Below are 12674 nucleotides of genomic sequence, written 5' to 3' on the forward strand. Positions count from 1 at the left end.
AACCTGTTCCGCGACCTGCATGGGATCCACACGTGACCGACACCCGCACCCTCGAGCTCCCCCAGCTGGGCGAGATCCTCGACCGCTCCCCCGCACCCCCCGAGCGCTCCGCGCTGCCGCACGACCTCCACCACGAGCCCGAGCCCACCACGCTGGCGATCCCGGTGGTCGGCGGCGGCGAGGCCGTGGTGCTGGACGAGGCGCCGTCCGCGACCCGCACCACCGCCTCCCTCACCCTGACGCCGCGCCGCGCCGCCCTCGCGCTCACCGCGCTGGCCGCCGGGGCGTTCGTCACCGGCGCCAACGAGGCGTCCGTCGTGGCCCTGTCCCCCGCGATCGCGGCGGGCCTGGGCGTGCCCGTCGCGCAGGTCGGGCTCCTCGCGACGGCGTTCGCGCTGACGGTCGTGCTCGCCGCGATCCCGCTGACCGCGGTGACGGGGCGCCTCAGCCGCCGCCTCACGCTGGGCACGACCCTCGCCGTATGGACGACGGGCGTGGTGGTCGCGGCGACCGCCGGATCGTTCGCGCAGCTGGCCACCGGGCGCGTCATCTCCGCGGCCGCCCACGCGCTGTTCTGGGCGATCGTCGCCCCGACCGCCGCAAGCCTGTTCGCGCCGCACCTGCGCGGCAGATCCGTGACGCGCATCATGCTGGGCGCGGCCGCCGCGGGCGTGGTCGGCACGCCCGTGCTCACCGTCGCCGGGGACCGGCTGGGCTGGCAGGCGCCCTACTGGGGCCTCGCCGTGCTCGGAGCAGTCCTGGCGGTCGCGTTCGCGCTCCTGCTGCCGGGCCCTGCGCCGCGCGACGACGACGAGGACCCGGCCGACCGCCCCGCCCCGGTGCGAGGCGACCTGCCGTCCCGACCCGACTTCCTCCGCGTGCTCGCGGTCACCCTCACCGCCTCCGTGGCGATGACCACCACCTGGACGTACGTGGTGCCCTTCGTGACCGAGGTGTCCGGGATCCCGAGCGCCACGGTGCCGGTCATGCTCGCGCTCGGCGGGACCGTGGCCGTGGGCGCGACGCTGGCGGTGGGCCCGTTCCTCGCGCGCCACGCCGTACCCACCGTCGCGGTCGGGCTCGCCCTGCTGTCGGGCGCCTGGACGATGCTCGCGCTGGGCCAGGGGTGGTCGGGCCTGATGGCGCAGGTCCTGCAGGCCGCCGGCTGGGCGGTGCTGCTCTCGGCGCTGCTCAACTGGGCGATGCGGCACACGCCGTGGCCGACCGACATGGGGGCCTCGATCTACACGGTCACGATGAACTCCGGCGCGGCGCTCGGGCCGGTGGTGGGCTCGGTCCTCGCGGCGCGCTGGGGCCTCTGGCTGCTGCCGCTCGCGTCGCTCGTGCTGACGCTCGGCGCCGCCGCCATCACCGCGACCGCCGACAGGACGATGCTCCGCCGCCTCAGCGTCCCCGGCCAGCTGCGGCGCGCGCTCGCGGCGCGGCAGGCGGTGCGCGATCGCCGGCTGGAGTGGCAGCGACGGACCGCGGTGCGCGCGCATCGTCCGGTCGCGGCGGCCTTCGCCGCCGGCCAGGCGGCCGCCCGCGCGACCGAGCGCGGCACCGTGCGCGCCGCCTCGGCCGTGTCCGACCGGGCGGGTCGTGCGCTGCGCGGGCACGTCGCCGACCTGGACGCGCACCTCGGCTGAGCGCCCGCCGTGCGGCTCGGCGGAGTCGGGCGCACACTGGAGGTGTCCCCGGAGCGGCGGTTCGCCCGCCCACCGTCGGCGACGCCGCCGACGTCACACCTCGCAGCGGACGAGCGCGCGTGCGCCCCGCTGCCCCCCGGCACCAGGCCGGGACGCCTGACTGAGGAGCAGGATCATGCTCAAGGACAGCACCGCGTTCGGGAGCTTCTCCACGAACGACATCGATGCGGCAGAGATGTTCTACCGCGACACCCTCGGACTCGACGTGATGCGCTGGTCCGACGCCGGCATGGGCGAGATGCTGTGGCTCACGCTGCCCGGCGGCGGCCGCGAGTTCGTCTACGCCAAGGACGACCACATGCCCGCCAGCCACACCGTCCTCAACTTCGAGGTCGACGACTTCGAGGGCGAGGTCGCCTCGCTGCGCGGCAACGGCGTCGAGCCGGAGCACCTCGAGTGGACCGACGACGACGGCATCGCCCGCGACATCGAGGGCCGGATGCCCGCGACGTGCTGGTTCAAGGACCCCGCCGGCAACTGGATCTGCATGATGCAGCGGGTCCAGGCCATGCACCCCTGAGCGCCGGGAGCCGATCATGGACGCCACAGCAGTCGCCTGCTTCTCCACGGACTCGGTCGCGGATGCGAAGGAGTTCTACGCCGGCACGCTCGGCATCGACGTCTCGGAGCTCGCGACCGGGACGCTCGTGCTCAACCTCGCGGGCGGCAGCCACGTGTTCATCTACGAGAAGGAGGACCACGCGGCGTCGAACTACACCACGCTGATCCTCGCGGTCGCCGACGTGAGGGCGACCGTCCGCGACCTTGCGTCGAAGGGCGTCCAGATGGCACCCCTGCCCGGCACCGACGACGAGGGGGTCGCCCAGGACGAGGACATGCCGCCCACGGCCTGGTTCACGGACCCGGCGGGCAACTGGGTCGCGATCGGCGAGATGCCTGGCGTGGCCTGACCGGCTAGCGTCGGGGGGATGGACGCACTGACGCAGCTCGCCGACGAGTACTACGACTACGCGATGGGCCTCAGCCCCCTCGACCTCATGTGGGACGGGAGGCTGGAGCACCTCGCGGAGTGGAACGACGTGACGGTCGAGGGCCGCGCGCTCCAGCACGCACGGCTCATGGAGTTCGCGCGCGCCGCCGAGGCCATCGACGTGGGCGACGACCTGCAGGCGCTCGCGCTCAGGGACGTGGTCGCGTCCTCGGCGCGCGCGACCGCGCTCCACCTCGCGTGGGAGCCCGAGCTGCTGCACCTCAACCCGACCATGGGGGCCTGGGAGATGATCCTGGGCTTCATCGGGTCGTTCCCGCTCTCGACCGCGGAGCACGGCGAGGCCTATCTCGCGAAGCTCAGCGGCATGCCGGCGTTCCTCGACTCGCTCATGGACGTCGCCGAGGACGCCGCGGGCGTCGGCCGGGTCGCGCTTCGACGGCACCTGGAGACGACGGCGTCGGCGGTCGAGTCGTACCTCGCCGAGGCGCGCGAGGGCGAGGACGGGCTGCGGGCGCAGGCCGCGCCGACCTCGCTCGGGGACGATGCGCGGGCCGCCTGGGCGGGGGTGCGCGACGGGATCGTCGAGGAGCAGCTGCACCCCGCGTGCGCGCGTTTCGCCGAGCGGCTGCGGACCCTCGCGGAGCGGGGGCTGCCCGACGAGACCCCGGGCCTGGTCCACCTCGAGGGCGGACCCGCGGTCTACCGCGACAAGATGTACTCCCATCTGCTGATCGACATCACCCCCGAGGAGGTCCACCGGATCGGTCTCGCGCAGGTCGAGCGCCTCGAGGACGAGTACCGCGCGATCGCGGGACCGCTGCTCGGCACGGACAGCATCGAGGAGATCTACGCGCGGCTCCGGGACGACGACTCCCTGCGGTACACGGACGCCGACACGCTCGTCGCGGACGCCGAGCGGGCGCTCGCGAAGGCCAACGCCGCCGCGCCCGACTGGTTCGCGCACCTGCCGACGGCCGGCTGCACCGCGCACTCGACGCGGTTCGGCGCGATGGCCTACTACTCGCCGCCGGACCCCCGCACCGGCAAGGAGGGCCAGTTCTACTTCAAGACCTCCAACCCCCACGACTGGGCGACCTACGAGCTCGAGGCCATCACGTATCACGAGGCGGTCCCCGGGCATCACCTCCAGCTGGCGCTGCATGTCGAGAACGAGGCGCTGCACAAGGTCCAGCGCGAGATGTTCAACACGGCGTACGCGGAGGGGTGGGGCCTCTACACGGAGCGTCTGTCGGACGAGATGGGCCTGTACTCATCCGAGCTGTCGAGGATCGGGATGCTGTCCGCCGACTCGCTGCGGGCGTGCCGGCTCGTGGTGGACACGGGCATCCACGCCCTGGGCTGGAGCCGCGAGCAGGCGATCCAGTACGTCCTCGACCACTCGCCGATGGACCGCGCCCACATCGAGCAGGAGATCGACCGGTACATCGGTCTGCCCGGGCAGGCGCTCGCCTACATGATCGGCCGGCTCGAGATCCTGGCGATCCGCGCGGAGGCGCAGCAGCGCGAGGGCTACGACATCAGGGACTTCCACGATGCGGTGCTCGGGTACGGCGCCGTGCCGCTGCCCACGCTCCGCCGCATCGTGCTGGGCTGACATACCCCCGCCCGCATCGTCGCCGGTAGTCGGGCGCGCCGTTCTCGGCGCATATTCTTCGCGAAGTGTCAATTTTTACAAGGCCGTTCGGGACGCCTACCCTTGATGGGTCATGTTCACTCCCCTCCGCATCGTCGCGCTCTCGTGCGCCCTGCCCCTGACGCTCGCCGCATGCTCCGCCGGCAGCTCCAGCGATGCTTCCGCGAGCGCCGAGAGGATCGTCACCGGGACCAAGCCCGCGGCGGCTGAGAGCACCACGCCCGCGCCGACGATGATCGGCGGCCCGGCGGTGCTCGAGGTGGCGGAGCAGGTGACCGTCACGAACCAGCTCACCGCGCCGTGGGACATCGAGGTCACCGCGGACGGCTCGCTGCTGGTGAGCGAGCGGGACTCCGCGACCATCTCCCGGGTGCGCGCGGGAGTGCGGACCGCGCTCAACGGCCCCGGCGTCGAGGCGCTGCGCGGGATGGTGAACGCGGAGGGCGAGGGTGGCCTGCTCGGCCTGGCGATCTCGGCGGAGCACCCCGAGCATGTCTACGCGTACATCACGCGGGAGGACGACAACGCGATCGTCCGCCTCGACCTTCACGACGACCTGCTGGGGCTGCCCACGGTGGTCCTCGAGGGGATCCCCGCAGCGGCGAACCACGACGGCGGGCGCATCAAGTTCGGTCCCGACGGCTTCCTCTACGTGTCCACGGGCGACGCCGGCGAGCCCGAGCTCGCCGCCGCGAGCGACAACCTCTACGGCAAGATCCTGCGCGTGGTCGCGGACGGATCCGAGGCCGACGGCACCGCGGCCCCCGACAACCCGTTCGGGACGCGGGTGTGGTCGTACGGCCACCGGAACGTGGAGGGCTTCGGGTGGGTCGCCGACGGCCGGATGTACGCGTCCGAGCTCGGCGCCAATGCGGAGGACGAGCTCAACCTGATCGTCGCGGGCGGCAACTACGGCTGGCCCGAGCACGAGGGGATGTCGGGGGCCCCGGAGGGCACGTCCCCCGGTGACACCGTGGACGGCGTGACGTACCCCGTGGTGACGTGGACCACCTCGGAGGCGTCGCCGTCGGGCGTCGCTGTCACGTACGAGGGCATCTACGTCGCGGCGCTGCGCGGCGAGCAGATCTGGCGCATCCCGCTCACCGAGGACGGGATCGGCACGCCCCACACGCTGCTGAGCGATCTGGGGCGGATGCGCGACGTCGCGGTCGCGCCGAACGGCACGCTCTACGCGCTCACGAGCAACACCGACGGCCGCGGCGACGCCGCCGAGGGCGACGATCTGCTGGTGCGCCTCACGCTCGCCGAGCCCGAGGCCTGAGCCCAGCGCCACCGAGCGACGCGTCAGCTCGCGGCGCCCACCAGGTGGATGCGGGGGTGCAGGACGTCGAGGGTCGGCCCGGCGCTCGTGCTGGTGATCGTGGTGTCGAAGGGCTCCCACGTGCCGTCGCCGATCCGGTAGTGACCGGACCAGGTGGTGTCGAGCGCGATGGTCGCGACGGTGATGGTCGGTCCGTAGGCGTGACTGACGGTCGCGTCCGGGTACGGTCGGCCCGGGTCCTCCGTCGTGAGGGTCTCGCCGTCTCCCCAGCGCCAGGTGTACCGGGTCGGGGTGGCACGGATGGTGACGTCGGCGCCGAGCAGGACGGCGCCGTGGAGACGCGGCGCGTCCTCCGCGTAGGCGATCGTCGGGACGGCGGCGTACACCCAGCCGCCGTCGGGCTGGACGGCGACCTCGGACGGCTCGGGCCGCAGCTGCGTCCACTCGCGCTCGATGAGCGCGAGAAGGTCGCCCTCGCTCGGGCAGGTGTACCAGGAGACGAGGGTCCAGTCGCTCCAGGTGCCGTCGGCGAGCTGCTCGCGCATCCATAGAGGGAACGAGGGCGTCATACCGTCGGGACAGGCGACGTCAGGAGACAGGCCGGTCGCGCAGGTGTCACCGGCGCCGACGAGCCCGCCGCCGACGCACGGCGCGGACCGCAGGAACTCGCGTTCGGCCGCTTGCGAGTTCGCGCTCGTTTGGCCGCTACCAGTTGCAGCATCACGCACCCGTTCGAGTGTGTAGCCGCCATCCACGACATCCGGGAGGTCATGGGTGCCGTCCGGCGTGTCGGCCGCCATCGACGAGGTCGCCCCGAATACGAGGGCTGCCAAGACCGAAGCCACTACACAGCCCATCTTGAGCCAAGTCACAGCGCGAGTTCCTCTCCGACCACCGCTGCAACGATCCAGCCTCCAGCACCCCGCTGCATGACGAGCCCGAACTCGTAGCCCGAAACCGCACCCTGTAGATCAATCGCCTCCGCTTCATCCCAAACGACATATTCGGACACGCTCGCCGTCACCAAGACTGATGCAGTGTCAGCTTCGTCGAGCGCCGCACGCGTCTGCGACTCATCAACCGTGATGTCACCACCCTCGGCGACCCAGCCCTCGTCGCGGACCCGCTCGGCGTTGGCAAGAGCGTCGGCGCAGTAACCGCACCCCGGATCCGACAACGCCTCCCACACGCGCGTGTCACCCGTCTGGAACATCACCGAGTACTGCTCCAGGAAGAACTGCGCCGTGACCATCGCGCCGTAGAGGTCGTCGCGGTCGGCGCCCTCGGGCATCATCGCGAAGAGCTCGTCGTTGCTGAGCGCGGTCGGCGTGGGCGACGGCGTGGCGTCGGGAGACTCGACCACGACAGGCCCTCCCGACGGCGTGCGCGTCACGATCGGCGCCGGGTCCCCGACGCACCCCGCCAGCGTGAGCGCCAGCCCGATCACGATCGCGCCTGCGCCCGCTCCCCCCGAGACGAACCGCATGAATCACAACGTATCGGGCGAAACGCCCACGCGACACCCCCACTTCTCGGGTGTGGAGAACCACATCGGCGAGCAGCCGGACGAACCGCCCGGCGCAGCCCGGCGGGATGGCGATGCGCGAACGCTCCCGATTTCATGCGGGAGCACACGGCCGGGCGGGCGGGGCGCACCGGTGCCGGCCGGGCGTTCGTTCCCGCATGAATACGGGAGCGAGTCGCACCAAGGCACCCAGCGGCGCACTCGAACGGAGCGGCGCACCCGCACAGACAGGCGCTCGCTCAGGCCAGGCGACGCCGCCCCAGACCCGGCAGGAACTTGCCGGTCCGCGCCGCGTACTGGTCGTACCCCGGGTAGGCGCGCATCAGGAACGCCTCCTCGACCCGCGTCTTCGCCTCGAAGAACACCGCCAGCAGCGCCGTGAACGCCCAGGTCCAGGCATGCCCCGACCCCACGGCCAGCCCGATCGCGATGATGATGATCGCGCTGTACATCGGGTGCCTCACGAAGCTGTAGATCCCGCCCGCTGCGAGGCCCGCGCCGTTCGGCGTCGGCATCGGGGTCAGCGCACGCCCCAGGTCCTTGCCCGACCAGAACATCCCCAGCCCACCCAGCAGCACAAGGGTCGACCCGGCCCACCACGACCCGCCGAAGCCGGGCCCGTCGAGCAGCGCGGTGAGCCCGACGGCGAGGAAGATCACACCCTGCAACGCCACGAGCACCAGCGAGAGCAACCGTCCGGACCGTGCGTTCATCCCGACAGGCTAACCGGCCCGCTCGCCCGCCGCTTGCGCCCGCACCGAGACCTCGGGCTTCTGTCCAGCGATCCACCGGTCGACCGTCTCCCACCACGAGTAGAGCCACGCCTCACGCTCCTCGCGCCCGGCGGGGATCTCCGCCGGGTCCGTGGTCCACCCCTTGAGGACGATGCGCTTGTCCACCGGCAGCTCCCGCCACACGTCGGCGACGGTCGACAGCCGCTCCAGCCCAGTGTGCGCGACCACGACGACGGCGGCATCGGGCCGCGCCTCCATCGCGGCGAGCACCCCGCCGGGATGCGGCGGCATCACATGGGGCATCGCCTCGGCGCGGTCCGCGAGTCCGTCGCGCCCGGCCTCGCGCAGCGCCGCGATCCGGCGCGCACGCCGCTTCGGCGTCGCGTTCGCCCCCTCGGGGAAGATCAGCAGCGCCCCCTCCGGCCCGAGGTCGCCCGCGAGCGCGGCGATGGTCTCGGCACCCCCGGGATCGCCCGGCCTGCGGTGGCGACGCGGCGTGATGAAGCGCGTCGGGATGCGGTTGAGGAGCAGGTCGATCGCGGGGTCCCACTGCAGCGTGTCCTTGAGCACGATCGCCGGGTTGCGCTTGAAGCGGTTGAGCAGCGCGTCCACCATCACGAACGAGTCGCCCGGACCCGCGTGGCGGCAGACCACGATCAGCGGCCGACCGGGCGCGATCTGGTCGAGGTCGGCGTCCTCGAGGTCGACATCGAGCCGCAGCGTCCACCTCACCTGGGCGAAGAGCAGCCTCAGCATGGACGATGCGAGGGCGTAGTGATCGCGCTGCGAGGCCTCGCTCCGCATCCGTCGCCCGAACCCGTACTGCACCCACATGACCCCGAGCACCGCGACCGCGAACGCGTCCCACAGCAGGTAGAAGCCCGCGAGCCACAGCACGCGGGTGAGGCGCAGCCGTCCCGGCAGCGCCCAGGCGACGATCGCGAGGACCACGACCCCCAGCCACACCGCGACCGGCATCCAGACGAACGCCCCGATCACAAGCAGCGGCGCGATCAGCAGCCGCCGCACCCACACGGGCGGAAGCCGCCACCACGCCGACGCCATCAGACCAGCCCCGCCAGCACCAGGTACGCGCTGCTCGCCTCGCGCGCGGCCTCGATGCGCGCGTGGGTCCGCTCGAGGCTCCGGAACGCCCCGATCCGCTGATCGCCCTCCTGCGGCCCGCCGTACGGGAGCACGTGCAGGTCCACGTGAGCGGGCACGGCTGCGCGATCGCGCTGGAACCGGTGGCGCCGCGCCACCTCGAACGCGACCTTCGCCACGTCCGTCGGCTTCTCGGGCGCGGTGAGGGGCTCCTCGATCCGCCCCACCTGCAACACGAAGATCGTGGTCGCCCCACGCGCGACCGCCTCGCCCAGCGGGATGGAGTTCACGATCCCTCCGTCGATGAAGTGCTCGTCGCCGATCCTCATGGGCGGGAGCGCCGCCGGGACGGCCGACGAGGCGAGGACGGCGTCGACCACCGGGCCCGAGTCGAACCAGTGCTCGGCCGCCCTCTCGATGGAGGCGGCGCACACGGCGAGCGGCACGGCGAGGTCCTCGAAGCGCGTGCCGGCGCCGACCACCCCCTCGACGAGCGCGCGCAGCGGCGCCGGGTCGTTGAGGTGGGTCCGGTGCTTCGCGAGCCTCCGCGCCTGCCGGTACCAGGAGGTGCCGTAGATGGTCCCGGCGGTGGGCGACGCCCACGCCTTCTCGAGCCGCTCGACCACCGCGGGCGTCGGATCCTGCGCGACGGCCGCCCCGTTGATCGCGCCGATCGACGTGCCGACCACCAGGTCGGGGACGATGCCGGCGTCGAGCAGGGCGCGGAGCATCCCCACCTCGGTGGCGCCCCTCACACCACCGCCTCCCAGCACGAAAGCGACGGTCATAGCGCCAGCGTAGGGCCCTGATACGGTCGGCGACAGGGCGGCGCCCCCATCCCCCCGCATCGTCGCTCCGAATGGCAGGCATGTTCACGCTCGTGCTCGTCGGACTGATCTCCGGTGTCATCACCGCCATCAGCCCCTGCGTCCTGCCCGTCCTTCCCGCGATCCTCACCAGCTCGATCCAGGACGGGGCGGCGAGCCGCCGGCGCCCGCTCGTCGTGGTCGCGGGCCTGGTGCTCAGCTTCGCGGTCTTCACCCTGCTCGGCGGGATCCTGCTGTCGAGCCTGGGCCTGCCGGACGACCTGCTGCGGTGGACCGGGATCGTCGTGCTCGCCGTGGTGGGCCTGGGCCTGATGATCCCCCGCCTCGGGGAGCTCATCCAGCGGCCCTTCGAGCGCATCCGCCCGCTGCAGGCCGACCGCAACGGCAACGGCTTCGTGATGGGCCTCGGGCTCGGGCTGGTGTTCGTCCCCTGCGCCGGACCGATCCTCGCGTCGATCACGGTGCTCGCCGCCACCAACGGCGTCAGCTGGGGCCTCGTCGCGCTCACGCTCGCGTTCAGCGCGGGCATCGCGATCCCGCTGCTGGTCTTCGGGCTCGCGGGCCAGTCGATCTTCGGGCGCATCAAGGCGGTCCGGGAGCGCCTCCAGCTGATCCGCTCGATCTCCGGAGCGGTCCTGATCGCGACCGCGCTGGTGATCGCCACCAACGTCGCCGAGCCGCTCCAGCGGATCGTGCCCGGCTGGCTCGCCGGCATCCAGACCACCATCGAGGACAACGACGCCGTGCGCTCCGAGCTCGACACCCTCGCCGGACGTGAGGCCGTCGACACCTCCGTCACCGGCGACGCGCTCGGCTTCGACGCGTGCGAGGACGACCCGTCGGTGCTGCAGAACTGCGGCCCCGCCCGCGACCTGGTGGGCATCCAGGACTGGCTCAACACCGACGGCGAGGCCCTCGACCTCGACGAGCTGGCGCAGGAGGGCGAGGTGGTGCTCATCGACTTCTGGACCTACAGCTGCATCAACTGCCAGCGCACCTTCCCGTACCTGACCGCCTGGGACGAGAAGTACCGCGACGCGGGCCTCACGATCATCGGCGTCCACTCGCCCGAGTTCGCCTTCGAGAAGGTGGTGGACAACGTCGCCGACGCGACCGACCGCTACGGGATCGAGTACCCGGTCGCGATCGACAACGACTTCGAGACGTGGCGCGAGTGGGACCAGCGCTTCTGGCCCGCGCACTACCTGATCGACTCCACCGGCACGGTCCGCCAGGTGCACTACGGGGAGGGCGCGTACGAGCAGACCGAGCTGCTCATCCAGCAGCTGCTCGAGACCACACCCCAGATGGTCGAGGCCAACCCCGACGCGCACACCTCGGACCGGACCGCCGAGACGTACGTCGGCTACGCGCGCGGCCTGGGCGCCAACGCCAACGGCGACTTCCCGCGCGACGAGCCGCACGACTTCGGCGCGTCCTTCACCCCGGGCCCCGGCCAGGTGGCGCTCGGCGGGACGTGGACGGTCACGTCCGAGTACGCGGAGGCGGGGGACGATGCGACGCTCGACATGCAGTTCTACGCCGGGAGCGCGAACCTCGTGCTCGGCGGCGAGGGCACCGTGACGGTGACGCTCAAGGGCGATCCCGGCTACCGCAAGGTGATCGACGTGTCCGGCGCGCCGGACCTGCAGGTCCTGTGGGAGGGCGAGCCGGGGATCGACGTCCTCCACCTGGAGGTCTCGCCCGGCGTGGAGGCCTACGCCTTCACCTTCGGGTGATCCGCGGACCGGGCGGGTCGGGTCGGGCGCCTCGCCTCAGGCGGGGCGCACGGAGGTCAGCAGGACCTGCCACGACCCGGCCTCGAGGCCGCCCGGCGGCCGATGGTCGACCGCGGCCCACATCGACCCGTCGGCGCCGATCATGGTGGCGACCCGCCCCGTCTCGCCCCGCACCGCGATCGCGCTGTCCGCGTACGGGGAGTCGTAGGTGGCCCCGGTGAGCTCGTCGACGAACCCGATCCGGTCCAGGTACAGGCGGTACGCGGCGTCGAAGGCGTGCTCCAGCGGATCCGAGCCGCCGCTCCAGCGGCCGGCCTCGAGGATCTCGATGAGCCCGCCGTCGGCGGTCAGCACGCGCACCACGCCGTCCGCGTCGGCGGCGTCCACCGTCCAGCCCTCGGGGGTGTCGAAGGCGAACCCGCCGACGGTCCAGGACACCAGCGGGACGCCGTCCGCGTCCGCCTGGGTGGCGGGGCCGCCGGAGATCGCCACCGTCGCGCCGTCCGACCCCTGCAGCTCGAACGTCCCTCCGAGCGCCGAAGCGAACAGCACCATCGCCGCGAACACCACCATCATCGACACCACCGTGGCGCCGAACCGCCGAGAGGTCCGCGGCGCGGGCTCCGGCGCCGTCAGCGTGACGGCCGGAGCGGCGCCGGACTCGGCCCGCGTACGCCCGCGCTCGTTGTCCGCCATCATCTGGTCGTTGAACGTCCCGCCCACGCGATGCCCCCTCCGCGCCCCCACCAGGGATGTCGATGTCCGCAGTATGGCACCCATCCGCGGGCGGCGGGACGCCGAACCACCTGCGTCGGGCATCGTCCCCAACCCCGCCCGGCACCCAGGGAGGAACCATGAAGATCCGTGCACTGGCGGTCCCGATGCTCGTGCTGCTCGCCGGCTCGACCCTCGCCGCCTGCGGCGACACCGAGCCCGCGGCCGAGTCCTCGGACGACACGATGATGGAGGAGACCATGTCGCCCGACACCATGGAGTCCGAGGACGCCATGATGGACGACGAGGACGCGATGGAGGACGACTCCATGGAGGACGACTCGATGGAGGAGGACGACTCGATGATGGAGGAGTCCCACTCCGAGGACGCGATGATGGAGGACGAGGACGCGATGATGGAGGACGAGGGCTGA

13 protein-coding genes are annotated in these 12674 nt (G+C 72.3%); 7 read left to right on the top strand and 6 right to left on the bottom strand.

Annotation, left to right across the window (positions count from 1 at the left end):
• Nucleotides 1–32 precede the first annotated feature (32 nt).
• From QQX10_RS04475 to QQX10_RS04495, 5 genes are all read left to right on the top strand, one after another.
• On the top strand, nt 33–1649 hold the full coding sequence (locus QQX10_RS04475; protein ID WP_301118482.1) for an MFS transporter: 1617 nt from the start codon (nt 33–35) through the stop codon (nt 1647–1649).
• Nucleotides 1650–1824: 175 nt separating this feature from the next.
• Nucleotides 1825–2229: a VOC family protein gene (locus QQX10_RS04480; protein WP_301118483.1), complete on the top strand. Its 405-nt coding sequence runs from the start codon at nt 1825–1827 to the stop codon at nt 2227–2229.
• Between the two features lie 16 nt (nt 2230–2245).
• Nucleotides 2246–2620 carry a VOC family protein gene (locus QQX10_RS04485; RefSeq protein WP_301118484.1) on the top strand — a complete coding sequence of 125 codons (375 nt, stop codon included), beginning with the start codon at nt 2246–2248 and terminating at the stop codon, nt 2618–2620.
• Between the two features lie 18 nt (nt 2621–2638).
• Nucleotides 2639–4276 carry a DUF885 domain-containing protein gene (locus QQX10_RS04490; RefSeq protein ID WP_301118485.1) on the top strand — a complete coding sequence of 546 codons (1638 nt, stop codon included), beginning with the start codon at nt 2639–2641 and terminating at the stop codon, nt 4274–4276.
• 112 nt (nt 4277–4388) lie between these two features.
• Entirely contained in the window at nt 4389–5597 is a 1209-nt protein-coding gene (locus QQX10_RS04495) for a PQQ-dependent sugar dehydrogenase (RefSeq protein ID WP_301118486.1), read from the top strand.
• Nucleotides 5598–5620: 23 nt separating this feature from the next.
• Here QQX10_RS04495 and QQX10_RS04500 read toward each other — a convergent pair whose 3' ends face one another.
• The 5 genes from QQX10_RS04500 to QQX10_RS04520 form a co-directional block, all read right to left on the bottom strand.
• Nucleotides 5621–6142, bottom strand: a complete 522-nt coding sequence (locus QQX10_RS04500; RefSeq protein WP_301118487.1) for a hypothetical protein — start codon at nt 6140–6142, stop codon at nt 5621–5623.
• A 323-nt stretch (nt 6143–6465) separates the two neighbouring features.
• Nucleotides 6466–7083, bottom strand: coding sequence for a DUF6318 family protein (locus QQX10_RS04505; RefSeq protein WP_301118488.1), 618 nt, complete (start codon nt 7081–7083; stop codon nt 6466–6468).
• Between the two features lie 278 nt (nt 7084–7361).
• Nucleotides 7362–7835 (bottom strand): methyltransferase family protein, encoded by a 474-nt coding sequence (locus tag QQX10_RS04510; protein WP_301118489.1) that lies wholly within the window; start codon nt 7833–7835, stop codon nt 7362–7364.
• 9 nt (nt 7836–7844) lie between these two features.
• Nucleotides 7845–8921 (bottom strand): 1-acyl-sn-glycerol-3-phosphate acyltransferase, encoded by a 1077-nt coding sequence (locus QQX10_RS04515; protein WP_301118490.1) that lies wholly within the window; start codon nt 8919–8921, stop codon nt 7845–7847.
• Nucleotides 8921–9748 (bottom strand): patatin-like phospholipase family protein, encoded by an 828-nt coding sequence (locus QQX10_RS04520; protein WP_301118491.1) that lies wholly within the window; start codon nt 9746–9748, stop codon nt 8921–8923. Before QQX10_RS04520 ends, QQX10_RS04515 begins: the two co-directional genes overlap by 1 nt.
• Before the next feature lie 71 nt (nt 9749–9819).
• On the opposite strand from QQX10_RS04520, the gene QQX10_RS04525 reads away from it, so the two are divergent.
• A complete protein-coding gene (locus QQX10_RS04525; RefSeq protein ID WP_301118492.1) occupies nt 9820–11526 on the top strand; it encodes a cytochrome c biogenesis protein DipZ in 1707 nt (568 codons plus the stop codon).
• 36 nt (nt 11527–11562) lie between these two features.
• Here the strand turns inward: QQX10_RS04525 and QQX10_RS04530 are convergent, their stop codons facing one another.
• Nucleotides 11563–12249, bottom strand: coding sequence for a hypothetical protein (locus QQX10_RS04530; protein WP_301118493.1), 687 nt, complete (start codon nt 12247–12249; stop codon nt 11563–11565).
• Nucleotides 12250–12380: 131 nt separating this feature from the next.
• Between QQX10_RS04530 and QQX10_RS04535 the strand changes: the two genes are divergently transcribed.
• Nucleotides 12381–12674 (top strand): hypothetical protein, encoded by a 294-nt coding sequence (locus QQX10_RS04535; protein ID WP_301118494.1) that lies wholly within the window; start codon nt 12381–12383, stop codon nt 12672–12674.

Origin of the sequence: Demequina lignilytica, from assembly GCF_030418305.1 — a bacterium.
In the GTDB taxonomy this organism is placed as follows: domain Bacteria; phylum Actinomycetota; class Actinomycetes; order Actinomycetales; family Demequinaceae; genus Demequina; species Demequina lignilytica.

What these genes read in the sequence shown, in the direction of transcription:
- QQX10_RS04480 (WP_301118483.1), top strand. Translation starts at nt 1,825, where the DNA reads ATGCTCAAGGACAGCACCGCGTTCGGGAGCTTCTCCACGAACGACATC.
- QQX10_RS04485 (WP_301118484.1), top strand. Translation starts at nt 2,246, where the DNA reads ATGGACGCCACAGCAGTCGCCTGCTTCTCCACGGACTCGGTCGCGGAT.
- QQX10_RS04490 (WP_301118485.1), top strand. Translation starts at nt 2,639, where the DNA reads ATGGACGCACTGACGCAGCTCGCCGACGAGTACTACGACTACGCGATG.
- QQX10_RS04495 (WP_301118486.1), top strand. Translation starts at nt 4,389, where the DNA reads ATGTTCACTCCCCTCCGCATCGTCGCGCTCTCGTGCGCCCTGCCCCTG.
- QQX10_RS04500 (WP_301118487.1), bottom strand. Translation starts at nt 6,142, where the DNA reads ATGCGCGAGCAGCTCGCCGACGGCACCTGGAGCGACTGGACCCTCGTC.
- QQX10_RS04505 (WP_301118488.1), bottom strand. Translation starts at nt 7,083, where the DNA reads ATGCGGTTCGTCTCGGGGGGAGCGGGCGCAGGCGCGATCGTGATCGGG.
- QQX10_RS04510 (WP_301118489.1), bottom strand. Translation starts at nt 7,835, where the DNA reads ATGAACGCACGGTCCGGACGGTTGCTCTCGCTGGTGCTCGTGGCGTTG.
- QQX10_RS04515 (WP_301118490.1), bottom strand. Translation starts at nt 8,921, where the DNA reads ATGGCGTCGGCGTGGTGGCGGCTTCCGCCCGTGTGGGTGCGGCGGCTG.
- QQX10_RS04520 (WP_301118491.1), bottom strand. Translation starts at nt 9,748, where the DNA reads ATGACCGTCGCTTTCGTGCTGGGAGGCGGTGGTGTGAGGGGCGCCACC.
- QQX10_RS04525 (WP_301118492.1), top strand. Translation starts at nt 9,820, where the DNA reads ATGGCAGGCATGTTCACGCTCGTGCTCGTCGGACTGATCTCCGGTGTC.
- QQX10_RS04535 (WP_301118494.1), top strand. Translation starts at nt 12,381, where the DNA reads ATGAAGATCCGTGCACTGGCGGTCCCGATGCTCGTGCTGCTCGCCGGC.